The sequence below is a fragment of the Streptomyces sp. NPDC001904 genome, assembly GCF_040297005.1.
In the GTDB taxonomy this organism is placed as follows: domain Bacteria; phylum Actinomycetota; class Actinomycetes; order Streptomycetales; family Streptomycetaceae; genus Streptomyces.
Window position 1 is genome coordinate 374,196 of sequence record NZ_JBEOYI010000006.1, and the last position, 22,971, is coordinate 397,166.

Here is a 22,971-nt window from a genome sequence, read left to right on the forward strand (position 1 = left end):
GGTCCGGCTCCGCCTGATTGCCTTCCGGCCATGAGTGATCTTCGTATCCGGTCCGCCGCCCCCACCGATCTCGACGCCGTGCTCGCCTTCTGGAAGGTGGCCGCCGAGGGCACCAGCATCAGCGACGACCGCGCGGGCGTGGAGCGCCTGGTCGCCCGCGACCACGCGGCGCTGCTGCTCGCCGAGCGCGACGGAGAGCTGGTGGGGACGGTGATCGCCGGATTCGACGGCTGGCGGTGCCATCTGTACCGGCTCGCCGTCCATCCGGACGCGCGGCGGCGGGGCATCGGCTCGGCGCTGCTCGCGGCGGCCGAGGAGCGGTTTCTGGCGCTCGGCGGGCGGCGCGCTGACGCGATGGTCCTGGACCGCAACGAACAGGCGCACCACGCGTGGGAGGCCGCCGGTTACGCGCCCGAGCCGCAGTGGAGCCGGTGGGTCAAGCCGCTGACCGAGCGGTAGCGCATCGTTTGCTTTGCCCGTCCTTTACCATGGGCGTGTGCCTCGCATCGCGCGAGGCACACCAACTTCTCCAGCGAAAGGTGTGAGCGTCCGCCCATGGGCGAGCCTCCCAGTACCCGGTCCTTCCCCCTGCGCGGTCCCCGAGATCGCGCGCCACAGCCGCCCCTGGCCGATCATGGGACGGAGGTGAGGTCCCGATGATGACCGAAGTGCTCCTGCTCGCCGTCGCAGTGCTGCTCTCGCTGATCTGTGGCGCCTTCGTCGCCGCGGAGTTCTCGCTCACCACCGTCGAGCGCGGCGAGCTGGAGGACGCCGTCGAGCGGGGTGAGCGGGGTGCCGCCGGCGCCCTGAAGGCCGCGCGCAACCTCACCTTCCAGCTCTCGGGCGCCCAGCTCGGCATCACCGTCACCAACCTGGTCGTCGGCATGCTCGCCGAGCCGTCGATCGCCAAGCTCATCGCGGGGCCGCTGGAAGCCGTCGGCATTCCGAAGGGCGCGTCGTCGTCGGTGGCGCTGGTGCTGGGCACCGCGCTGTCGACCGTGTTCCTGATGGTCGTCGGCGAACTGGTGCCGAAGAACTGGGCCATCTCCTCCCCGCTGGCGGTCGCCAAGCGGGTGGCGACGCCGCAGCGCTGGTTCAGCGCGGTGTTCCGGCCGTTCATCACGCACCTGAACAACACCGCGAACCGGCTCGTGCGCCGCTTCGGCATCGAACCGACCGAGGAGCTGGCCTCCGCGCGCGGTCCGCAGGAGCTGATGGCCCTGGCCCGCCACTCCGCGAAGGAGGGCGCCCTGGAGGCGGACACCGCCGAGCTCTTCGTACGCACCCTGAACCTGGCCGACCTGACCGCGGAGAACGTGATGACGCCGCGCGTCCAGGTCGTCGCCCTCGACACGCAGGCCACCTGCGAGGACGTGGCGAACGCGACCCGCGCGACCGGCCTGTCCCGCTTCCCCGTCTACCGGGGCAACCTCGACACCGTCGTCGGCATCGCCCACATCAAGGACGTCCTCGCCGTGCCTGCCGGACAGCGGGCCCGCAAGAGCGTGTCCGAGCTGCTGCGCGAACCGCTCCTGGTCCCCGAGACGCTCTCCGTCGACCAGCTCCTCGACCGGCTGTCCGGCAAGCGCACCATGGCCGTGGTCATCGACGAGTACGGCGGCACGGCCGGTGTGGCCACGCTGGAGGACATCGTCGAGGAGGTCGTCGGCGAGGTGCGGGACGAGCACGACCCGCACGAGACGCCCGACATCGCGGCCGCGGGCGCGGACGCCGAGGGCCGGTCGGTGTACTCGGCCGACGGCGCCGCCCGCACCGACCAGCTCGCGCGGGTCGGACTGCGCGCCCCCGACGGCCCGTACGAGACCCTGGCCGGACTCGTCGCCACCGAGCTGGGCCGCATCCCCGACATCGGCGACAGCGTCGAGGTCGCCGGGTGGCGGCTCGACGTGGTGGACGCGCACGGGCACCGTGCCGCCCGCGTCCTGCTGCACGCCCCGCTCGCCACCGACGCCGTGCAGGAGAAGGCCCGATGACCGCGATCCAGCTTCTGATCGGCCTGGCGACCCTCGTCGTCAACGCCTTCTTCGTCGGCGCGGAGTTCGCGCTGATCTCCGTGCGCCGCAGCCAGATCGAGCCCCATGCCGAAGAAGGGGACCGCAGGGCGCGCAGCGTGCTGTGGGGTCTGGAGCACGTGTCGGCGCTGCTGGCCGCGGCCCAGCTCGGCATCACGCTGTGCACCCTGGTGCTCGGCATCGTCGCCGAGCCGGCCATCGCGCATCTGCTGGAGCCGGTCTTCGACGTCGTCGGGATGCCGGACGGCCTGGTCCACCCGATCGCGTTCGTGATCGCGCTGGCCGTGGCGACCTATCTGCACATGCTCCTCGGCGAGATGGTGCCGAAGAACATCTCGCTCGCCGAGCCGGTGCGCTCCGCGCTGCTGCTGGGCCCGCCGCTGGTCACCCTCGCGCGCGCCCTGCGCCCGGTGATCTTCGCCGTCAACGCCTTCGCGAACACGCTGCTGAAGCTGTTGCGCGTGGAGACGAAGGACGAGGTCGCGGCGACCTTCTCGGACAGCGAGCTGGCCCGACTCGTCCGGGACTCCTCCGAGGCGGGCCTGATCGACGACCGCGCGCAGGAACGCCTGCACGACGCCCTGGAGCTGGGGCGCCGCCCGGTCAAGGACGTCGTGCTGCCGCTGGAGAAGGTCGTCTACGCGCGCGTGGGCGTCACTCCGGAACAGTTGGAACAGCTCTCCGCCGAGTCCGGTTTCTCGCGCTTCCCGGTCGTGGACGAGAGCCGGCGCATCGTCGGCTACCTCCACGTGAAGGACGCGCTGGACGCCATGCCGCGCGATCTGCCGTTCCGGGTGCCGGACATGCGGTCCATCGCTCGGGTGCGCGAGGCGACGCCGCTGGACGACGTCCTGACCGCGATGCGGCGCAGCCGGACGCACGTGGCGGCGGTCCTCGGCGCGGACGGCCGCCTTGCGGGCCTGGTCACCATGGAGGACCTGCTGCGCGAGCTGTTCGGGCAGACCGTGTGAGGGGCGGGTGCCACCGGGTGCGGGCCGGCCTGGCGGCCGGGCCGGGTTCAGTCCGCGCGGCGGCCCGCGGGCTCCGGCGTGGGGGTCTCCAGGAGCCCCGGGCCGTGCGGGCCCACGCCCGCGGTGCCGAGCGCGGTGAGCACCGCGAGCAGCGTGGCGAGGCCCGCGGTGCCGAGCGCCGCCGCCCAGTCGACGTCCAGCAGATTGGTCGCCCCGGCGACCAGGACGGCCGCCAGGGACTGCGCGAAGGTCCTGACGGCGCGCTCGGCGGTGGCCTTCCAGAAGGCGGCCGTCCACAAGCTGCTCATGCCCATGTCGCTCTCCCCGTTCGTTTCCCCGGCTCCGGGGTCCGGTGCCCGGACTTCTCCGTGTTCCTGACATACCGCCGCGCCCGCCCGCTGCCCAGACCTGCGGCGCACGCGGCTGGGGAGGCCGGGATACCATCACTGGCGCCATGCAGATGAATGCCAACTACACCAGTCTTGTCGCGGTCGGCGACTCCTTCACCGAGGGCATGTCGGACCTGCTGCCCGACGGTTCCTACCGCGGCTGGGCCGACCTGCTGGCCGGCCGGATGGCGGCGCACACCCCCGGCTTCCGGTACGCGAACCTGGCGGTGCGCGGCAAGCTCATCGGCCAGATCGTCGACGAGCAGGTCGATGTCGCCGCCGCCATGAAGCCCGACGTGATCACGCTCGTCGGCGGCCTGAACGACACCCTGCGCCCCAAGTGCGACATGGTCCGCGTCCGCGACCTGCTCACCGAGGCCGTCGAGAAGCTCGCGCCCGCCTGCGAGCAGCTGGTCCTGATGCGCAGCCCCGGCCGCAACGGGCCGGTCATGGAGCGGTTCCGGCCCCGCATGGAGGAGCTGTTCACCTGCATCGACGACCTCGCGGCCCGGCACGGAGCCGTCGTCGTCGACCTGTACGGGGCCGGGGTCCTCGGCGACCAGCGGCTGTGGGACGTCGACCGGCTGCACCTGACGGCCGAGGGCCACCGCAGGGTCGCCGAGGCCGTCTGGGAGACGCTCGGGTACGAGCCCGGCGACGACTGGCGCACCCCGCTGCCCCCCGCGGTCACGCCGACCTGGGTCAGGCGCCGGGTCAGCGACGCCCGCTTCGCCAAGCAGCACCTGGTCCCCTGGATCGGCCGCCGCCTGACCGGCAGGTCCTCCGGCGACGGCCGCCCGCCGAAGCGGGCCGACCTCGCCCCGTACGACGACTGACGGCTGCCGGGCGGCGGGCGCCGCCGACGCTCTCGTAGCTTCGAACGAACGAGCCCGTGGCGTCGGCCTGCACGAACCGCCAGTAGAATCCGTACACGTGACTGCGCCTGCAAAGCCCCGTATCCCGAACGTTCTCGCCGGACGCTACGCCTCCGTCGACCTCGCCACCCTCTGGTCCCCCGAGGAGAAGGTGAAGCTGGAGCGGAAGCTCTGGCTCGCCGTGCTCAAGGCCCAGAAGGATCTCGGGATCGAGGTGCCGGACGCCGCGATCGCCGACTACGAGCGGGTGCTCGACCAGGTCGACCTGGGTTCGATCGCCGAGCGCGAGAAGGTCACGCGGCACGACGTGAAGGCCCGTATCGAGGAGTTCAACGCGCTCGCCGGGCACGAGCAGGTCCACAAGGGCATGACGTCCCGCGACCTGACGGAGAACGTCGAGCAGCTGCAGATCCGGCTCTCGCTGGAGCTGGTCCGGGACCGTTCCGTGGCCGTCCTCGCGCGTCTGGGCAAGCTGGCCGGCGAGTACGGCGAGCTGGTCATGGCGGGCCGCTCGCACAATGTCGCCGCGCAGGCCACCACCCTCGGCAAGCGCTTCGCCACCGCCGCCGACGAGCTGCTCGTCGCGTACGGCCGGGTCGAGGAGCTGCTGAACCGCTACCCGCTGCGCGGCATCAAGGGTCCCGTCGGCACCGCGCAGGACATGCTCGACCTGCTCGGCGGCGACGCCGCGAAGCTGGCCGACCTGGAGGACCGGATCGCCGGTCACCTCGGCTTCTCGCAGGCGTTCACGTCGGTCGGCCAGGTCTACCCGCGCTCGCTCGACTACGAGGTCGTGACCTCGCTGGTGCAGCTCGCCGCGGCGCCCTCCTCGCTGGCCAAGACGATCCGGCTGATGGCCGGGCACGAGCTGGTCACCGAGGGCTTCAAGCCGGGCCAGGTCGGCTCGTCGGCGATGCCGCACAAGATGAACACCCGCTCCTGCGAGCGCGTCAACGGCCTGATGGTGATCCTGCGCGGCTACGCGTCGATGACCGGCGAGCTGGCGGGCGACCAGTGGAACGAGGGCGACGTCTCGTGCTCGGTGGTCCGTCGCGTCGCGCTGCCGGACGCGTTCTTCGCGCTCGACGGTCTGCTGGAGACGTTCCTGACGGTGCTCGACGAGTTCGGCGCGTTCCCGGCCGTCGTCGCCCGTGAGCTGGACCGCTACCTGCCGTTCCTCGCCACGACCAAGGTGCTCATGGCGTCGGTGCGCGCGGGCGTCGGCCGCGAGGAGGCCCACGAGGCCATCAAGGAGAACGCGGTCGCCTCCGCGCTCGCCATGCGCGAGCAGGGCGCCGAGCGCAACGAGCTGCTCGACAAGCTCGCCGCCGACTCCCGCATTCCGCTGGACCGTGCCCAGCTCGACGCGCTGATGGCGGACAAGCTGTCGTTCACGGGCGCCGCCGCCGGTCAGGTCGGCCAGATCCTCGGCCGGATCGAGGAGATCGTGAAGCAGCACCCGGATGCCGCCGGTTACACGCCGGGGGCCATTCTCTGACGCGGTCCCGCCGCAGCCCCTGAAGCCGCCCGTGATGTCCGGTACCCGGACGCCACGGGCGGCTTCCGCGTGCGGGTGGCCTCCGGCCGGCCGACACATGCCGATCAACAAATATCGTTCCGACCCCTTCTACGTACCGACCAGTCGGTACTAGCCTCGCGGCGGCGAGCACGCGTTCCGGCGTGCGGCTGACCAGCACAGGAGGCAAGGTGACGACCTCGTTCACGCTTCGGGGGCCGGGCGGACGTCGGCTCGACCACTACCCCGAACGCGGCGCCCGCTACTGGTACTTGGGGATCGTCGTGCTCGTCACGATCGTCCTGTACTACCAGCTGTACGTGCAGTACGCGGTGTCGACCGCGATCATCGCCGAGTACCACATGACCTTCCTGTACTTCGTGTACATCTCGGTGGCCGCGAACGCGGTCGGCGCGTTCGCCTCGCTGGCGGCCGGGTTCGCCGACCGCTGGGGCCGGGCGAACATCGTGGTCTACGGCCTGCTCGTGGTCGGGCTGCTGACCACTTTCGCGCTGCCCCAGGCGCCCGGGAGGACGAGCTATCTGCTGCTCTACTGCGCCGTCGCCCTCGTCGAGGGCATGATCCTCGTCGCCACCCCCGCCCTGATCCGCGACTTCTCCCCGCAGCTGGGACGGGCCTCGGCGATGGGCTACTGGACGATGGGGCCGATCATCGGCTCCCTCGTGGTCACGGCCGTCACCTCGCGCACGTACGGCGACGGGACGAGCTGGCAGGACGAGATCCGCTTCGCCGGCATCAGCGGGCTCGTGCTCTTCATGATCGCCCTGTTCGGACTGCGGGAGCTGGCGCCGGCGCTGCGGGACCAGATCATGGTGAGCCTGCGCGACCGCGCGCTGGTCGAGGCCCGCGCCCGGGGCATCGACACCGCCGGCGCGCTGCACGGCCAGTGGCGGCAGATGATGCGCCTCGACGTCATCGGTTCCGCCGTCGCCATCAGCCTGTACCTGCTCCTCTACTACGCGGCCGTGGGCAACTTCGTCCTGTACTTCGCCACGACGTTCGGCTACTCGGCGCAGCGCGCGAACGCCCTGCTCAACTGGTACTGGGGGGCCAACGCGATCTCCCTGGTCCTCGCGGGACTGCTCTCCGACCGGCTGCGGGTGCGCAAGCCGTTCATGCTGGCGGGCGCGCTCGGTTCGATCGGGTTCACCCTCGCCTTCACGCTGCACGCCACCCAACCGCACACCGGCTACTACACGTTCGCGTTCATCGTCGCCGGGATCGGCGTGACCAGCGGTATCGCCTACTCGCCGTGGATGGCGAGCTTCACCGAGACCGTGGAGCGGCACAATCCGGCGGCCACCGCGACGGGCCTCGCCATCTGGGGCTGGATCGTGCGCATCACGGTGGCGCTCTCCGCCGCCTGTGTCCCGCTCGTCGTGAACACGGTGACCCCGCTGATCGAGCACGGCACCGAGGTGAAGGCGGCCTCGGTGCAGGCGGCTCCGGCGCTGGCCATCACCGAGGCCCACCCGAAGCTGTTCGCGGAACTCGATCGGTACGGACCGGGCAAGGTGCCCCCGGCACTGCTCGCCCACGCACAGAAGGAGGTCGGTGCCGACGGGCTGCGGACCGTCCAGAAGGCGGCTCCGCAGTTGAAGATTCTGCGCGAGCACGGCGCCGAGGTACAGCGGGCCGGCGCGGACAACCCCGGCGCGTGGCAGACCTGGTGGTGGGTATGCCTGGGCGGACAGGTGCTGTTCCTGCCGTTCGTCTTCGTCATGACCGGCCGCTGGCGCCCGCGCGACGCGAAGCGCGATCTCGCGGAGCACGAGGAGTCGGTGGCCCGCCAGGTCGCCGGAATGCGGCACGACGCGGAAGAAGGAAGCACCGTATGAGCACCCCCACCGCCCCGCACGCGCTCACCGCGCTGGAGCAGGCCGCCGCCGTGCGCGCCGGAGACCTCGCTCCCGAGGAGCTGGTCCGGCACCATCTCGCCCGCGCCGAGGCCTTCGACGAGTCCTTCGGTGCCTTCGTGACCCGTACCCCCGAGGCGGCGCTGTCCGCGGCGGCCGCGCTGCGGGAGCGGCCGGAGGCGGGCCGGACCTCGCCCCTGTTCGGGGTGCCGACGGCGGTGAAGGACCTCACCGACACCGCCGGGGTGGCGACCACGTACGGCTCGAAGGCGTTCCTCGCGCACGTGCCGGCGGCCGACGCGCACAGCGTCACCAGGCTGCGTTCGGCCGGCACGGTCAGCATCGGCAAGACCAACACCCCCGAGTTCGGCTGCTGTTGCTACACCGACAACGACATCAAGGGCCCGGCTCGCAACCCCTGGGATCCGGCGCTGTCGGCGGGCGGTTCCAGTGGCGGGTCCGCGGTCGCCGTGGCGCTCGGTCTGGTACCGGTCGCGCACGCCAGCGACGGAGGCGGTTCGATCCGGATCCCGGCCAGTGCGTGCGGTCTGTTCGGCATCAAGCCGTCGCGGGGGCGGGTGAGTTCGGGGCCCGCGGGTGCCGAGGTCACCAGCCTGGCGGTACAGGGGCCCCTGGCGCGCTCGGTGCGGGACGCGGCGGCGCTGCTCGACGTGCTGGCCGGGCCCGAGCCGGGCGATCCGCACTGGGCGGCGCCGCTGCCCGCGGGCGAGACGTTCCTCGGGCACGCCGACCGCTCCCCCGGCCGGCTGCGCATCGGGCGGTACGCGACGCCCGCGGCGGAGGGCGTCACGGTCGACCCGGAGTGCGTGGCCGCGTGGGAGCACGCATCCGCGCTGCTGGAGAGCCTCGGGCACCGCGTCGAGGACATCCCCACGCCCTTCGGTCCCGAGATCGGCGATCACTTCGTGTCGGCCTGGGGCGTCCAGTCGCTGGGGTATGCGGTCGACGCGGACCGCGAGGAGCTGCTGCGGCCGGTCACCCGCGCCTGGCGGGAGTACGGGCGCACGGTGTCGGGCGAGCGGTTCGCCGCCGCGATCACCGGGATGCAGCGCGCCTCGCGTCGGGCGATCCGGGCGACGGCCGCCTACGACGTCGTCCTCACCCCGACGCTGGCGACCGTGCCGCGGCCCGTCGAGTACTTCGACGAGTCGGGCGATCCGCTGGTCAATCTGCACCGGCAGAGCGCGTTCAGCGCGTTCACGAGTCCGTACAACATGACGGGCCAGCCCGCGGTGAACGTTCCGCTGTACTGGACCGCCGGGGAGGGCATCCCGATCGGGGTGTCGCTCGTCGGGCGGCCCGCGGACGAGGCCACTCTGATCGCGCTGAGTGCCCAGCTGGAGGAGGCGCTGCCCTGGCGGGACCGGTACGCGCGGCTGCTGTCGGCGTCGGCTCCGGCGGCGCTCGCGGGGTGAGCGCGGGCGCCGCCGGGCGCCGCGCTACGGCTTGCGGGCGACGACTCCGAACTGGGCGACCAGCGGGCCCTCCTCGGTGCCCTCGGTGCGCCAGCGCGCACAGGAGACGAGGCCGGGCTCGACGAGCTCCAGGCCGTCGAGGAACGCGGACACCTCGGCGCCGGTGCGGGCGGTGATCGGCGGCGTCGCGTTCTCGTTCCAGAACTTCATCGCCGCCTCGTTGCCCTCCCCGCCCAGTTCCAGGGTGGGGTGGGTGAGGACCAGGTAGCTGCCCGAGGGGACCGCGGCGACGAGGTCGCGCACGATGGCGGTGGCCTTCTCGGTGTCGAGGACGAAGTTCAGGATGCCGAGCAGCATGATCGCCACGGGCCTGTCGAGGTCGAGGGTCCGCGACGCGGCCTCGATGATCGCCTTCGGGTCGTGCGCGTCGGCGTCGACGTAGCTGGTGGCGCCCTGCGCGGAGCTGGTGAGCAGCGCGCGGGCGTGGGTGAGCACGATGGGGTCGTTGTCCACGTAGACCACGCGGGCGTCGGGTGCGATGCGCTGGGCGACCTCGTGCGTGTTCTCCACGGTGGGCAGACCCGTGCCGACGTCGAGGTACTGCCGGATGCCCGCCTCGCCCGCGAGGTAGGTGACGGCGCGGCCGAGGAAGGCGCGGTCGGCGCGGGCGACCTCGCCGATGCTCGGGTACATGGACGTGACCATGTCGCCGACCTGCTCGTCCACCTCGTAGTGGTCCTTGCCGCCCAGCCAGTAGTTCCACACGCGGGCGTTGTGCGCGATGTGGGCGGAGATCCGCTGCTCGATGTCCTGCTGCTGCGCGCCGTCGTCGCTCATCTGGTCTCCGTTCCCGCGGTCCTGCCGGGGTGCCGCGTGCGGTGGTCGTGAGGGGTGCCGCTGGTGATCAAGATGCCATGGTGGCACGGGTGTTGCGCCCGCGCGTCGCCGGTCCGGCGACTCCCGACCGTGGCGGCTCCCCCAGGTGTCTCCACGGCCAGGTGCCCCTACGGCGGCGCCACAACGGTGACGACGGCCATGAGCTGGTAGGACGGGTCGTCTCCCTGGTGTGCCACGGCGAGGGCGACCCAGCGCTCGCCGACGCACCACGCGTGCAGTTCCTGGGCGCAGGCGCTGAGCCAGCCCCAGGGCTCGGCCACCACCGCGCCCTGCTCCAGCGCGCGGGTGTGCACGCTCCACAGGCTGAACCGGTAGGGCGGCCCCCAGCCCTGCGCGAGCAGCGCCGACAGGTCGTCGCGGTCCGCGTCGGCCCGGTCCTCGGCCTCCTCGCGCGGCCCGTGCCGTCGGGTCAGCTCCGCCACCGTGTATCCGGGTCCGCCCCAGCCCGCGGCGGATCTGCCGTGGTCGTCCGGGAAGGGGGCCGCCCACAGCTGATCGATGGTCGCGCACTGCTCCGCGAGGTTCACCGTTCCAGTAAAGCGCCCACCACCGACAACGGGCCGGTCGTGCGTCAGGCGTCCCTGCGGCGCACGCTCCACCAGCCGGCGAGGACGGCCGCGGCGGCCCACAGCCCGGTCACGGCGAGCCCCGTCCAGGGGCCGAGGGAGCCCACGGCGTCCTGGCGCAGGATCTGCTGACCGGCCCGGTCGGGCAGGTAGTCGGCGGCCGAGCCCGCCACGTCGCCGATCACGAACGACACGATGAGCAGGAACGGTACGAGGATGCTGAGCACCACGACGGCGCTGCGCAGCACGGCGGTCAGTCCCGCCGCGAACAGCGCCATGAGCGCGAGATACACCCCGCCGCCGACACAGGCCCGCACCGCCCCCGGGTCACCGAGGCGCAGCGCGTCGTCCCCCATGAAGGCCTGCCCGGCGAGGAACGCCGTGCAGGTGGTGACCGTACCGACGGCGAACGCGCAGGCCCCGACGACCGTGGTCTTCGCCGCGTAGAACAGACCGCGGCGCGGGACGGCGGCGAGGGAGACGCGCAGGGCTCCGTTCAGGAACTCGCAGGAGACGGCGGTGGCGCCGAAGGCGAGGGCGGCGATCTGGCCGAAGTTCAGGGCGTAGAAGGCGCCGAACAGGAGGTCGTCACCGCTGGTGACCTCGGACCGGCCGACGGTGGCGAAGACCAGGACCGTGATGCCGACGGTGGCGGCGAACACGGCGATCAGCGAACCCAGGCTGCCGCGCAGCGACCTGATCTTGATCCACTCGGAGTGCAGTACGGCGATGTGCGGTGTGGCGGGGTGCGGTACAGCGGTTCGGGGCACGGTCACGCCTCCTGGAGGGGCGTCGCGGCGAACTCGGCGTCGCCTGCGGTCAGGGTGAGGTAGGCCTGCTCCAACGAGACCTGTTCGTCGGCGAGTTCGAGCACGGGGATGCCGTCGGCGGCGGCCAGGGCGCCGACCTCCGCGGCGAGGGCTCCGTCGACCGTGCAGCGGCCGTCGGCGGTGCGCGCGACGGTGTGGCCCGCGCGCGTGAGCACCGCGTGCAGTCGCGCCGGATCCGAGCTGCGCACCCGGGCCCGGCGGGCGCTGTGGGCGGCGATGAAGTCGGGCATCGGCGTATCGGCGAGCAGCCGGCCACGGCCCAGGACGACGAGGTGGTCGGCGAAGGTCGCGGTCTCGTTCATGAGGTGGCTGGAGACCAGTACCGTGCGTCCCGCGCGCGCGAGGTCGCGCAGCAACTCCCTGATCCAGACGATGCCTTCGGCGTCGAGCCCGTTCGACGGCTCGTCGAGGAGCACCACCTCGGGATCGCCGAGCAGGGCGGCCGCGATGCCGAGCCGCTGCCGCATGCCGAGCGAGAAGGTCTTCACCCGGCGCTTCGCCACCGCGGCGATGCCCACCTGTTCGAGCACCTCGTCGACGCGGCGCGCGGCGAGTCGGTTGGCGGCGGCGAGCGCCAGCAGGTGGTCGCGTGCGGTCCGTGCGCCGTGGGCGGCCTGCGGGTCGAGCAGCGCGCCCACGCGCCGCAGCGGTGCGTCGTACGCCGTGTACGGGCGGCCGCCGATGAGCACCGTCCCCGAGGTGGGGCGGGCGAGGCCGAGGGCGAGCCGCAGGGTGGTGGACTTCCCGGCGCCGTTCGGGCCGAGGAATCCGGTGACGCGGCCCGGTTCGACGCGGAAGGTCAGCCGGTCCACCGCGCGGGTCGCGCCGTACTCCTTGGTGAGGTTCTGGACGTCGATGCTGGTCATGTCGCCAGCCTGGTGGACGGACCGGGGCCGGGGCCTCCCCCGCCGGTGGGGCGCGTCTCCCCCGTCCGGGGGAGCCGTGCCGGGCGGGCCTGCTGACACGATGACGGCATGCGCCGCTTCCCGGGACCGCTGATACGCGCGGTCACCTACACCCGCTGGCTCCACCTGCTGTGCGCGTCGGTGTTCGCGTTCGTGTGCGGCGCGGTCTTTCCCGGTCTGTCGTCGCCGACCCTGCGCGACTGGCTGCTCGTCTACGTGGTTCCCGTACCGTTCCTCCTGCTGTTCGCCCTGGTCCCGGTGGCCCGGCGGGCGGAGGGTCTGCAGGCGCGGCTGATGCTGTTCCCGGGCGGGCACGCGCGCGTGGCGGGCGAGGGCGCGGAGGGCGGGGTGTCGGTCGCGCCCTCGGCGTCCTGGCGGGACCGCGCGCGGACCGCCGTGTGGCTGGTGCTGCGGCTCGTTCTGGGCCTGTCCGTGGCCCTCGCCACGGGACAACTGATGGCGCTGTTCCTGGAGTTGATCTCGGCCGCCGCGGGTCGGCCCGCAGGCACTCTCTCGGTGCTGCCCGCGCCGGACGCGGCCCTGGTGTGCGCGCTGCTCGTCCCGGTCCCCGTGCTCGCCCTGCTGTATCTGGTGGCCGGCGTCGGGTGGGTGCTCGCGCGGGTGGCTCCGCTGCTGCTCGGGCCGTCGGCCGCGGAACGGCTCGCCGCCCTGGAGGAGCGCACCGAGCAACTCCTGGAGCGCAATCGCATCGCGCGCGAACTGCACGACTCCATCGGGCACGCCCTGACCGTGGCGGTGGTGCAGGCCGGTGCGGCGCGGGCGGCGGGTGATCCGGCGTTCACGCAGCGGGCGCTGGACGCCATCGAGGAGACCGGCCGGGCCGCCCTGGAGGATCTGGAACGGGTCCTGCTGGTGCTGCGCGAGGCGGAGCGGCCGGCGGGCAGCCGCCCGACGCTCCAGGAGGCGGACCGGCTGCTCGACTCGGCACGGGCCTCCGGAGCCACGGTGGAGGTGGCGGTGGACGGACCGCTGGAGACGGTGCCGGGGCCGGTGTCCCGCGAGGGCTACCGCATCCTTCAGGAGGCGCTCACCAATGTCCTGCGGCACTGTGGCACCGTCCCGGTCACCGTGGCCCTCCGCGTCGCGGACCGGCGCCTCGTCCTGGAGGTCCGCAATCCGCTGCCCGCGGGCCGTGCTGCCGGGGGCGGCGGTACGGGAAGCGGGCTGCGCGGGGTCCGGGAGCGGGCGGCGCTGCTCGGCGGGCGGGCCCGTACCGGCCCCCTCGGCGACGAATGGCAGGTGCACGTCGAACTCCCCGTGACGTGATCTACGCTGACGCCGTGCCGCTCACTGTCCTCCTCGTCGACGACGAACCCCTGGTCCGCGCGGGCCTGCGTGCCGTGCTGGAGGCGCAGGGCGACATCACGGTGGTGGGTGAGGCCGCGGACGGCGCGGCCGTGGTGCCCCTGGTGCGCGAGTTGCGGCCGGACGTGGTCGCCATGGACGTCAGGATGCCGCTGCTCGACGGGATCGAGGCCACCCGCGCGGTACTGCGCTCCGTGCCGGACCCGCCGAAGATCCTCGTCATCACGACCTTCGAGAACGACGAGTACGTGTACGGGGCGCTGCGCGCGGGCGCCGACGGGTTTCTGCTGAAGCGGGCGCGGCCCGCCGAGATCGTGCACGCCGTGCGGCTCGTCGCGGACGGCGACTCCCTCCTCTTTCCGGCCGCCGTGCGCAGACTCGCCGCCGAGTACGGCAATCCGTCGGCGCGGGCCGCCATGGCGCGCGCCGCGCTGACCGAGCGGGAGTCGGCGGTGCTGCGGCTGATGGCGCGCGGTCTGTCGAACGCGGAGATCGCCACGGATCTCGTCGTCGGCACGGAGACGGTCAAGTCGCACGTGAGCGCCGTGCTGGCCAAGCTCGGGGCGCGTGATCGGACCCAGGCGGTGATCGCCGCGTACGAATCCGGTTTCGTCGCGCCGGGCTGACGCCCGGTCCGTCCGTTTCGTTCGCCGCCCGGCTGAGCGCCGGCCGCCACAGAAGTGCACCCGGCTCTCGCCGCCGCCCGTATCGGCGAGTAGCATCCGGCGAACACGCGCACTAGCTGGGAGGACTGACGTTGGGGCGGCTGACCGGCGGGGATCCTTCTCTGCTCAGGCGGATCAATTCCGCGGTGGTGCTGCACGCGCTGCGGGCCACGGATTTCGCGACGCTCACCGAGATCACCCGCGTGACGGGGCTGTCACGGCCGACCGTCGAGGGTGTGGTCGACGATCTCATCGGCGCCGGGCTGGTCGTGGAGACGGCCGTCGAGGAGCCGGGAGCACGGCGCCAGGGACGGCCCGCGCGGAAGTTCCGCTTCCGGGCCGAGGCGGGGCATCTGCTCGGTCTGGAGATCGGACCGCACCGGGTCGCCGCGGTGCTCTCCGCGCTCGACGGCAGGATCATCGGCACGGCCGCCAAGGACGTCGACGAGGCCGCCCCCGCGGAGGAGCGCATCGAACGGCTGCGCGGGACCGTCGCCGATCTGCTGCGGCGGGCCGGGGTGGCCCGGGGATCGCTGCGGGCGGTCGGTGTGGGCAGTCCCGGGATCGTGGAGGCCGACGGCACGGTCCGGCTCGGTACGGCGCTGCCCGGGTGGACGGGGCTGCCGCTGGGCGAGCGACTGCGCCGCTCCTTCAAGTGCCCGGTCATCGTGGAGAACGACGCCAACACCGCGGCCGTGGCCGAACACTGGCAGGGCGCCGGCGTCGACTCGGACGACATGGTGTTCGTCATGGCCGGACTCAGCCCGGGGGCCGGATCGCTGATCGGCGGGCGGTTGCACCGGGGGTACGGGGGTGCCGCCGGGGAGATCGGGGCGCTGCACCTGCTGGGGCGCGGGGTGCGGCCGGAGACGTTGCTGTCGACCACCGACGAGCCGTTGCACCCTCTCGACGAGCAGGCCGTGACGAAGGTGTTCGCGCTGGCGCGCCAGGGCGACGCGCAGGCCGGGGCCGCCATGGAGCGGTTCATTCAGCGGCTGGTGCACGACGTCGCCGCGCTGGTGCTCGCGCTCGATCCGGAGCTCGTGGTGGTCGGGGGGTGGGCCGCCGGGCTCGACGGGGTGCTCGATCCGTTGCGACGGGAGCTGGAGCGGTATTGCCTGCGGCCGCCTCGGGTGGCGTTGTCGTTGCTCGGGGAGGCCGCTGTGGCGACCGGGGCCCTGCGCTTGGCTCTGGACCATGTCGAGGAGCAGCTGTTCGCCACCGAGGGGACGGTGACGGCTCGGCGGTGACGGGGGCCGGGGGCGCCGGCCCCCGGCGGGCCCGTCGTGTGCGGCCCTGGCGCCGTGGGGCGCCCACCCGATGTGCTGCTCAAGGGTTTCTGACGGGTGAGCGCCGTCTGCGGCTGAGCGCGCAGTTCCCCGCGCCCCCGGCGGGGCTCAGGACGCCTGGGTGTGGGGAGCGTGGTGGATTTCCACGTCCGGGGTGTCGCCGAACGTCAGGCGGCAGGTGTCCGCCCGGTACGTGGCCATGGAGACGGCCGCCGTGATGCCCTCGCTGAAGTAGCGGGTGGTCACCACGAGGACGGGGGCGCCGGGAAGACGGTCCAGTTCCTTGGCGTCGTCGGCGCGGGCCGAGCCCAGTTCGACCGCGCGGTCCTGGCCGTCGAGGCCGAGGTGCTGCAGCTCGCGCAGGACGGCACGCGCGCGTGCCGCGCCGGACGGGGCGTCTATGGCCGTCAGGTCGGGCACCGACGCCGCGGGTACGTAGAGCAGCTCGGCGGCGACCGGCTGTCCGTGCGAGACGCGCGTGCGGCGCAGGACGTGCACCCGCTCGTCCGGGGCGGTCTCCAGCATGTCGGCGACCGCGGCCGGAGCCGCGTCGAGGACGCAGTCGACGGCCTGCCAGGCGTCACCGGCCGCGCCCGGCCAGTCGTGGCCGGTGGCGGAGACGTCCACCCCGACGCGCGGCGGTGCGACGGTCGTGCCGACGCCGCGGCGACGCTGCAGACGGCCTTCCAGTTCGAGCTGCTCGAGTGCCTGGCGGAGCGTGGCACGGGCGACGCCGAAGCGGGCCGCCAGATCACGCTCGTTCGGCAGGATCTCCCCCACGGCGAATTCCGAGTCGAGCGCCTCGCTGAGCACGGTCTTGAGGTGCCAGTACTTCGGCTCCGGTGCCGCTTCCAACTGCGTGGTCCCCACCCTGTCCTCCGCAACAGCCGTACTCCGGCGGCTTTTTAGCGCCCTTGTTTATTAAAGGTTCCTGCACTATCACTGCGAGCGTAGGGCCGCCCTCGGACTTGGTCAAGACCAATCATCGATCGGCTGCGATGCGTACAGGGGTCGTGCCGCAGAGCATTCATGGAGCGCCGCACGGTGTTCACACCGCGTTCGTGAGACATGGATGAACGTTGCGTGAGAAGTCGCACAGGAACGGGGCGGACAACAGCCCGGCGTGAGGTGCCGGTTAGCGGAGCGCTCGCAGTTTGTCCGGGTTCCGCACGATGTAGATGTGCTGGATCCTGCCTCCGGAGACGCCGAGTTGGAAGAACGCGTCGGGCTTGCCGTCGACGAGGACGATCAGCGCGGGCGCACCGTTGAGCTCCGCGAAGCGGAACTCGAAGCCGAGGTGGGCGTCCTTCGCCGCGGCGCCGCGCAGGAACCGCCCCACCTTGTCGGCCGACTCGATGACGTGCAGCGGCGCCTTGGCCCTGCCGCCGCTGTCCCCCACGAGGCGGACGTCGGGGGCGAGCAGGGCCAGCAGGCCGTCGAGGTCGCCCTCGGCCGCCGCGGCGAGGAAACGCTCGGTGAGGTCGCGCTGCTGGGCGGGGTCGACGTCGAACCGGGGGCGCCGTTCCTCGACGTGCTTGCGCGCGCGGGCGGCGAGTTGGCGCACCGCGCTCTCCCCGCGGTCCAGCACGGCGGCGATCTCCGCGAAGGGCAGCCCGAACGCCTCGCGCAGCACGAACACCGCGCGCTCCAGCGGCGAGAGCGACTCCAGGACGACGAGCACGGCGAAGGAGACGGAATCGGCGAGCACGGCCTGTTCGGCGGTGTCGGGCACGGTCGGGCCGAAGTCGGTGACCAGCGGCTCGGGCAGCCAGGGGCCCACGTAGGACTCGCGGCGCGCCTGCTCCTGGCGGAGCCGGTCGACGGCGAGGCGGGTGGTGATGCGCACCAGGTAGCCGCGCGCTTCGCGGACCTCGCCCCGGTCGGCGCGTGACCAGCGCAGCCAGGTGTCCTGGACGACGTCCTCGGCGTCGGCGACGCGGCCCAGCATGCGGTAGGCCACACCCATGAGGACGGAACGGTGTTCCTCGAAGGCGCGAAGGGCGTCGTCGGTCGGCGTGTCGGCGGCCACGCCCCCCATCCCATCCGACGGATCACGGCTTTGTCCAGGCGGATCCGGACCGGGACGTCCGCCCCACAAGGGCGCCGCCGCTCCCCACCCCTTGAACTGGGCGCTACTGGGCGGTAATTGTTGCTGACAAGGAGTCTGAAGAACCGTCGCGGCACGGCGGGGACAGGGAGCGTACGACATGGCGGAACAGGCGTCCTTCACCATCGAGAGCCCCGGCGGACCGCGCGAGGTGACGCTGACGTACGAGCGTGCGGGCGCCGGGGAGCCGCTGCTCCTGCTGCACGGGATCGGCCATCACTGGCAGGCGTGGCAGCCGGTGCTGCCGATCCTGGCCGCCGAGCGCGATGTCATCGCCGTCGATCTGCCGGGGTTCGGCGCGTCCCCGGCGCTGCCCGAGGGACTGGCCTACGGCCTGCCGGGCGTGGTGCCCGTCCTCGACGCGTTCTGCCGCCACCTGGACATCGGGCGCCCCCATGTGGCCGGCAATTCGCTGGGCGGCCTGCTCGCCCTGGAGCTGGGCCGCGAGAAGCTCGTACGGTCCGTCACGGCGCTGTCCCCCGCCGGGTTCTGGACGCAGGCCGAGCGCCGGTACGCGTTCGGCACGCTGCTGGCGATGCGGCAGGGCGCGCGGGTGCTGCCGCTGCCGGTGATCGAGCGGCTGTCCCGTTCGGTGGCCGGGCGGACCGCGCTGACCAGCACCATCTACGCGCATCCCGGGCGCCGTTCACCCGAGGCCGTGGTCGCCGAGACGCTGGCGCTGCGCAACGCGACCGGGTTCCGGCAGACCCTGGACGCGGGGCGCGACGTCCAGTTCCGCGACGATGTCCCCGAGGTGCCCGTGACGGTGGCCTGGGGCACCCGCGACCGGCTGCTCGTGCGCCGTCAGGGCGTCCGCGCCAAGCAGATCCTGCCGGGGGCGCGGCTGGTCCGGCTGCCCGGGTGCGGCCATGTCCCGATGCACGACGACCCCGCCCTGGTCGCGCGGGTCGTCCTCGACACCAGCCGCTGACCGGCGTCGGCCGCGCACTCCCGAGCCCACGGCGACACCGGCGCCCACCAGTGCGCTGCCGACGGCCTGGGCGGCGCCGTAGGTGCCCGAGCCGACCAGGGGCGCGGTGAGTGCGGCGGCCACCGGGATCAGACCGGAGAACAGCGTGGCGCGTTCGGTGCCGATCCGCTGCATGCCCATGTACCAGCACACGAAGCCGATCACCGTGACGACCGCCGCCTGCCACGCCAGGGCGGCGGTCTCCGCGGCGTCCGGGACGCGCAGCCAGGACGCGCCGTCCACGGCCAGGCCCACCGCCGCCGACTCCAGGGCCGCGACGGCGCACACGGTGCACGACAGCAGCCGGGGGCCGAGCGGCGCGAGCACGGGTCCCGCGAGCACCGCGAACCCCACCTCCCCGGCGAGAGCGCAGGCGGAGAAGGTGATCCCGAGGACGTCCGTGCGCCCCCAGCCCTGCACCGTGAACGCGCCGGCGGCGACGAGCGAGGCGCCGAACAGCACGGCTCGCCGGGGACGGCGTCCGGACAGGAACGGCACCAGGACGGCGACCACGACGGGCGCGCATCCCACGAAGACGCCGGGGACGGCGGGTTCCGCGGAGCGTTCCGCGGCGAGCACCGCGAGATTGAAGGCGACCATGCCGACGGCCGCGAGCAGCGCGATCCGTGCCCACCGGCGGCCGCCGAGGGTGCGCAGCGGGGCGAGTCCGAGACCGGGCAGGAGCAGCAGGCAGGCGGCGCCGTAGCGCAGGAACTGGCCGCCCGCGTACGGGTAGGAGCCCAGGACGCTGTTGGCGGTGAAGGAGCCGCCGACCAGGACGCAGGCGAGGGCGGCGAGCAGGGAGCCTCGAAGTGACGGAGCGTTCATGCGGTCGACGCTAGGAGCGGGAGTGGTCCCGCAGGAGGGCCAATCGACCGGGTGCTTCATGGACCAGTTTCCGGTGCGCCGGAGGCCGCCCGCCGCCCGTCGGGAGCCGGGCGGTCGGCGATCGGCCGGCGGGTCCCACTAGATTCCGGCGTCATGACGAACGAGAGCCGTGTGCCGTCCGCGGCCTGGGAGTTGCTGCTGCCCGCCGTCACCGTGCCGGTCCGGGCGCGCGGCCGCTCCTTGCGGTCCGCGCTCCGGGATGCGGTGCGCTCGGGGCGGCTCGCGCCGGGGACCCGGATGCCGTCGAGCCGGGATCTGGCGCGGGATCTCGGGGTGTCGCGGGGCCTGATCACCGAGGCCTACGAGCAGTTGGCCGCCGAGGGGTACCTGCGCAGCGGCCGGGGCGCCGGGACCTGGGTCGGCGACGCGGTGCGGGCCGCGCCGCCGGGAGCCCACGACCTGGCGCCGCGGCCGGCCGCGGGAGTGCGGGCCGACTTCGTGGCGGGCAGCCCCGACCTGTCCCTCTTTCCCCGCGCCGCCTGGGCCGCGGCGCAGCGCGACGTGCTGGCCGGGCTGCCGCACCAGGGGCTCGGCTATCCGGACCCGCGCGGACTGCCCCGGCTGCGGACGGCCCTCGCCGAGCTGCTGACCCGGCGCCGGGGCGTGGTGACCGACCCCGAGCGCGTCATCGTGTGCTCCGGGGTGACGCAGGCGGTGTCGCTGCTCGGCTTCGTGCTCCAGGCGCGCGGGCAGCGGCGCATCGGCGTGGAGCGTCCCGGCAGCCCGCAGTACGAGGACCTGTTCGCCGCGGCGGGCTCCACGGCGGTGCGGATCGCCATGGACGCGGACGGACTCGCCATGGACGCGCTGCGCGCCTCGGGGGTGCGTACGGTCGTCACGACGCCGTCGCACCACTTCCCGTCCGGGCTCGCCTACTCGGCGGCGCGCAGGACGGAGCTCCTCGCCTGGGCGCGCGCGTCGGACGGACTGCTCGTGGAGGACGACTACGACGGCGACTTCCGCTACGACCGCGCTCCGGTCGGCGCGCTCCAGGGCCTCGACCCCGCGCACGTCGCCTATGCGGGGTCGGTGAGCAAGTCGCTGGCCCCGGGGCTGCGGCTGGGCTGGACGGTCGTGCCCGACGCCCTGGCCGAGGAGGTCGTGGAGCGCAAGCGCTACCTGGATCTGGGCCATCCCGCGCTCGACCAGGCGACGCTGGCCCGGTTCATCGAACGGGGCGACTACGACCGGCAGTTGCGCCGCTGCCAACGCGCCTACAAGGAGCGCAGGGACGCTCTCGTGACCGCCCTGCGGGACGAGCTGCCGGGGACGGAGGTGACGGGCATCGCGGCCGGTCTGCACGCCATCGCCGCCCTGCCGGTCGACGCCGCCCGCGAGGGGGACCTCCTGGACCGGTGCGCGGCCGCGGGCGTCCGCGTCCGGCCCTTGAGCCACTACGGCGGGGATCCCGGCGACGCCGTCTCCCTGGTGCTCGGATACGCGCACCTCTCCCCCGCCCGCATCACCGAAGGAGTCCGCCTGCTGGCGGCCGCGGCCCAGGAGGCGGACCGCCCGCGGGCGCTCGGCGCGAGCCGGAGTCCGGCCGGAAGGGAACCGGCCCCGTAGCCGGGTGTCGCGCGCCTGGTTCCCTGCCGGTGGGAGCCGTTGTTCACTTGGGGTTCGTGTGCGTGCCGTGGTGACCCAGTAGGTGTGGCCTCGCGGCGCCGCGCGCTCGACCGCACCTGTCCGTGCTCGTCCGCGCTCGTTGCGGCACCGCACCGCCGTCGGACCCATCACTGGAGGCGCCCATGTCGCACCGTCCGTCAGATCAGCAGCTGCCCGGCCGTCGAGGAGTGCTGCGCGGCGCGCTCGCCGCGTCGGCGGGGCTCGCCCTGCCGGTGGTCGGCGGTGTCGCGGCGCCCGCGTTCGCGCTGTCGGGACGCCCGGAGGCGGGCTGGGGTGTGCAGGCGGGTGACGTCACCGCGCACTCGGGCCTGGTCTGGGTGCGTGCGGACCGGCCCGCGCGGATGATCGTGGAGACGTCGGCCACCGAGTCGTTCAAGCGGCCGACGAGATGGCACGGCCCCCTGGTCGGCCCGGACACCGACTTCACGGGTACGACGCGGCTGCGCGGCCTGCCGTCCGGCGAGCAGATCCACTACCGCGTGCTGCTCGCCGACCCGGACGACCCGCGGCGCACGGGCAAGCCGGTGACGGGCACGTTCCGCACCGCTCCGGCCGGACGCCGTGGCGGCGTGCGGTTCCTGTGGTCGGGCGACATCGCGGGCCAGGGCTGGGGCATCAACCCGGACCGCGGCGGCAACCGCGTCTACGAGGACATGCGCGCCCTGGACCCCGACTTCTTCCTGTGCAGCGGCGACAACATCTACGCCGACAACCCGATCCTGCCCAGCGTGACGCTGCCCGACGGGCGGGTGTGGCGCAATGTGACCACCGAGGAGAAGTCTCGGGTCGCGCAGACCCTCGGGGACTTCCGCGGCGCCTTCCGCTACAACCTGCTCGACGACAACGTGCGCCGTTTCAACGCCCAGATCCCCACCATCACCCAGTGGGACGACCACGAGGTCCACAACAACTGGTACCCGGGGCAGATCCTGGACGACGTCCGCTACACCGAGAAGAACGTCGACGTGCTGTCGGCGCGCTCGCTGCGGGCGTTCGGCGAGTACTTCCCGATCTCGACGCTGCCGCCGGGCGACCAGGGCGGCCGGGTGTACCGGGTGCTGCGTCAGGGCCCGCTGCTCGACGTGTTCGTGCTCGACATGCGCACGTACCGCAACGCGAACTCGCCCGACCGGCAGCCCGACGACTCGATCGGCATCCTCGGCGCCGAGCAACTAAAGTGGCTGAAAAGGGAGTTGTCGCGTTCGCGCGCCACCTGGAAAGTGATCGCCTCCGACATGCCGCTGGGGCTCGTGGTGGCCGACGGCGCCACGAACTTCGAGGCGGTGGCCCAGGGCGATCCGGGCGCGCCGCTCGGCCGCGAGCTGCAGATCGCCGAGTTGCTGCGGCACATCAAGCACCACCGGATCACCGGCACGCTGTGGCTGACGGCGGACGTCCACTACACCTCGGCACAGCACTACGAGCCGTCGAACGCCGCGTTCCAGGACTTCGAGCCGTTCTGGGAGTTCGTGTCGGGGCCGCTGGCCGCGGGCGGCTTCCAGGCGACGAAGCTGGACGGGACGTTCGGACCGCGGCAGGTGTTCCTCAAGGCACCCTCGCGGGCGAACACCTCGCCGATGGAGACACCGCCGTACTTCGGCGAGGTCGAGATCGACGGCGGCAGCGGGGAGCTGACCGTGCGGCTGCGCCAGGAGGGCGGGGACGTGCTGTTCAGCCAGACGCTGCGGCCGGGGCGAGTCGGCCAGTAGCCGGACCGCGGCCTCACTCGGGCACACACACCACACCCGACTGCACAAAACAGGCATAAGCGTTCTTTACCCATCGGACACACATCGTTCGTGATC

General features: G+C 73.0%; 20 protein-coding genes and 1 pseudogene. 13 read left to right on the forward strand and 8 right to left on the reverse strand.

All coding sequences use genetic code 11. The annotated features are described in order from the left end of the window. Window positions 1-30 precede the first annotated feature (30 nt). The 3 genes from ABT127_RS13175 (at window position 31) to ABT127_RS13185 (ending at window position 3,004) form a co-directional block, all read left to right on the forward strand. Window positions 31-459: a GNAT family N-acetyltransferase gene (locus tag ABT127_RS13175; protein ID WP_351448136.1), complete on the forward strand. Its 429-nt coding sequence runs from the start codon at window positions 31-33 to the stop codon at window positions 457-459. 200 nt (window positions 460-659) lie between these two features. Further along, entirely contained in the window at window positions 660-1,994 is a 1,335-nt protein-coding gene (locus ABT127_RS13180) for a hemolysin family protein (RefSeq protein WP_351448239.1), read from the forward strand. After that, entirely contained in the window at window positions 1,991-3,004 is a 1,014-nt protein-coding gene (locus tag ABT127_RS13185; RefSeq protein WP_351448138.1) for a hemolysin family protein, read from the forward strand. The genes ABT127_RS13180 and ABT127_RS13185 overlap by 4 nt, the downstream gene beginning before the upstream one ends. 47 nt (window positions 3,005-3,051) lie before the next feature. On the opposite strand, the gene ABT127_RS13190 is transcribed toward ABT127_RS13185, so the two are convergent. Continuing rightward, on the reverse strand, window positions 3,052-3,312 hold the full coding sequence (locus ABT127_RS13190; RefSeq protein ID WP_351448140.1) for a holin: 261 nt from the start codon (window positions 3,310-3,312) through the stop codon (window positions 3,052-3,054). A 146-nt stretch (window positions 3,313-3,458) separates the two neighbouring features. Here ABT127_RS13190 and ABT127_RS13195 point away from each other — a divergent pair, with 146 nt between their 5' ends. The 4 genes from ABT127_RS13195 (at window position 3,459) to ABT127_RS13210 (ending at window position 9,097) form a co-directional block, all read left to right on the forward strand. Next, window positions 3,459-4,229, forward strand: a complete 771-nt coding sequence (locus tag ABT127_RS13195) for an SGNH/GDSL hydrolase family protein (protein WP_351448142.1) — start codon at window positions 3,459-3,461, stop codon at window positions 4,227-4,229. Window positions 4,230-4,326: 97 nt separating this feature from the next. Continuing rightward, on the forward strand, window positions 4,327-5,766 hold the full coding sequence (gene purB, locus ABT127_RS13200; protein ID WP_351448145.1) for an adenylosuccinate lyase: 1,440 nt from the start codon (window positions 4,327-4,329) through the stop codon (window positions 5,764-5,766). Between the two features lie 209 nt (window positions 5,767-5,975). Then, window positions 5,976-7,643, forward strand: coding sequence for an MFS transporter (locus ABT127_RS13205; protein ID WP_351448148.1), 1,668 nt, complete (start codon window positions 5,976-5,978; stop codon window positions 7,641-7,643). After that, a complete protein-coding gene (locus ABT127_RS13210) occupies window positions 7,640-9,097 on the forward strand; it encodes an amidase (protein ID WP_351448150.1) in 1,458 nt (485 codons plus the stop codon). Before ABT127_RS13205 ends, ABT127_RS13210 begins: the two co-directional genes overlap by 4 nt. 24 nt (window positions 9,098-9,121) lie before the next feature. Here the strand turns inward: ABT127_RS13210 and ABT127_RS13215 are convergent, their stop codons facing one another. The 4 genes from ABT127_RS13215 to ABT127_RS13230 form a co-directional block, all read right to left on the reverse strand. Next, window positions 9,122-9,934, reverse strand: a complete 813-nt coding sequence (locus ABT127_RS13215) for an SAM-dependent methyltransferase (protein WP_351448152.1) — start codon at window positions 9,932-9,934, stop codon at window positions 9,122-9,124. Between the two features lie 167 nt (window positions 9,935-10,101). Next, the gene (locus tag ABT127_RS13220) at window positions 10,102-10,521 is read right to left on the reverse strand and encodes a hypothetical protein (RefSeq protein WP_351448155.1); all 420 of its coding nucleotides are present in this window, start codon (window positions 10,519-10,521) and stop codon (window positions 10,102-10,104) included. Window positions 10,522-10,565: 44 nt separating this feature from the next. Further along, window positions 10,566-11,330, reverse strand: a complete 765-nt coding sequence (locus ABT127_RS13225) for an ABC-2 transporter permease family protein (protein WP_351448157.1) — start codon at window positions 11,328-11,330, stop codon at window positions 10,566-10,568. A gap of 2 nt (window positions 11,331-11,332) precedes the next feature. Beyond that, on the reverse strand, window positions 11,333-12,256 hold the full coding sequence (locus ABT127_RS13230) for an ABC transporter ATP-binding protein (protein WP_351448160.1): 924 nt from the start codon (window positions 12,254-12,256) through the stop codon (window positions 11,333-11,335). A 108-nt stretch (window positions 12,257-12,364) separates the two neighbouring features. Between ABT127_RS13230 and ABT127_RS13235 the strand changes: the two genes are divergently transcribed. From ABT127_RS13235 to ABT127_RS13245, 3 genes are all read left to right on the forward strand, one after another. Then, the gene (locus ABT127_RS13235; protein ID WP_351448163.1) at window positions 12,365-13,582 is read left to right on the forward strand and encodes a sensor histidine kinase; all 1,218 of its coding nucleotides are present in this window, start codon (window positions 12,365-12,367) and stop codon (window positions 13,580-13,582) included. A gap of 14 nt (window positions 13,583-13,596) precedes the next feature. Further along, window positions 13,597-14,247, forward strand: coding sequence for a response regulator transcription factor (locus ABT127_RS13240; protein ID WP_351448166.1), 651 nt, complete (start codon window positions 13,597-13,599; stop codon window positions 14,245-14,247). 131 nt (window positions 14,248-14,378) lie between these two features. Next, window positions 14,379-15,536, forward strand: a complete 1,158-nt coding sequence (locus tag ABT127_RS13245) for an ROK family transcriptional regulator (RefSeq protein WP_351448169.1) — start codon at window positions 14,379-14,381, stop codon at window positions 15,534-15,536. A gap of 147 nt (window positions 15,537-15,683) precedes the next feature. Here the strand turns inward: ABT127_RS13245 and ABT127_RS13250 are convergent, their stop codons facing one another. Together ABT127_RS13250 and ABT127_RS13255 are read right to left on the reverse strand one after the other, a co-directional pair. Beyond that, window positions 15,684-16,445, reverse strand: coding sequence for a GntR family transcriptional regulator (locus ABT127_RS13250; protein ID WP_351448172.1), 762 nt, complete (start codon window positions 16,443-16,445; stop codon window positions 15,684-15,686). A 265-nt stretch (window positions 16,446-16,710) separates the two neighbouring features. Further along, window positions 16,711-17,604, reverse strand: a complete 894-nt coding sequence (locus tag ABT127_RS13255) for an RNA polymerase sigma-70 factor (RefSeq protein WP_351448175.1) — start codon at window positions 17,602-17,604, stop codon at window positions 16,711-16,713. A gap of 178 nt (window positions 17,605-17,782) precedes the next feature. On the opposite strand from ABT127_RS13255, the gene ABT127_RS13260 reads away from it, so the two are divergent. After that, complete coding sequence (locus tag ABT127_RS13260) at window positions 17,783-18,613, forward strand: alpha/beta fold hydrolase (RefSeq protein ID WP_351448178.1); 831 nt, start codon at window positions 17,783-17,785, stop codon at window positions 18,611-18,613. A 471-nt stretch (window positions 18,614-19,084) separates the two neighbouring features. Here the strand turns inward: ABT127_RS13260 and ABT127_RS13265 are convergent. Then, window positions 19,085-19,540 (reverse strand): annotated as a pseudogene (locus ABT127_RS13265) (EamA family transporter); the annotation flags it as partial. Window positions 19,541-19,633: 93 nt separating this feature from the next. On the opposite strand from ABT127_RS13265, the gene pdxR reads away from it, so the two are divergent. Then, window positions 19,634-21,106, forward strand: coding sequence for a MocR-like pyridoxine biosynthesis transcription factor PdxR (pdxR, locus tag ABT127_RS13270; protein WP_351448181.1), 1,473 nt, complete (start codon window positions 19,634-19,636; stop codon window positions 21,104-21,106). Between the two features lie 182 nt (window positions 21,107-21,288). Further along, on the forward strand, window positions 21,289-22,875 hold the full coding sequence (locus tag ABT127_RS13275; RefSeq protein ID WP_351448184.1) for an alkaline phosphatase D family protein: 1,587 nt from the start codon (window positions 21,289-21,291) through the stop codon (window positions 22,873-22,875). The last annotated feature ends 96 nt before the right edge of the window (window positions 22,876-22,971 follow it).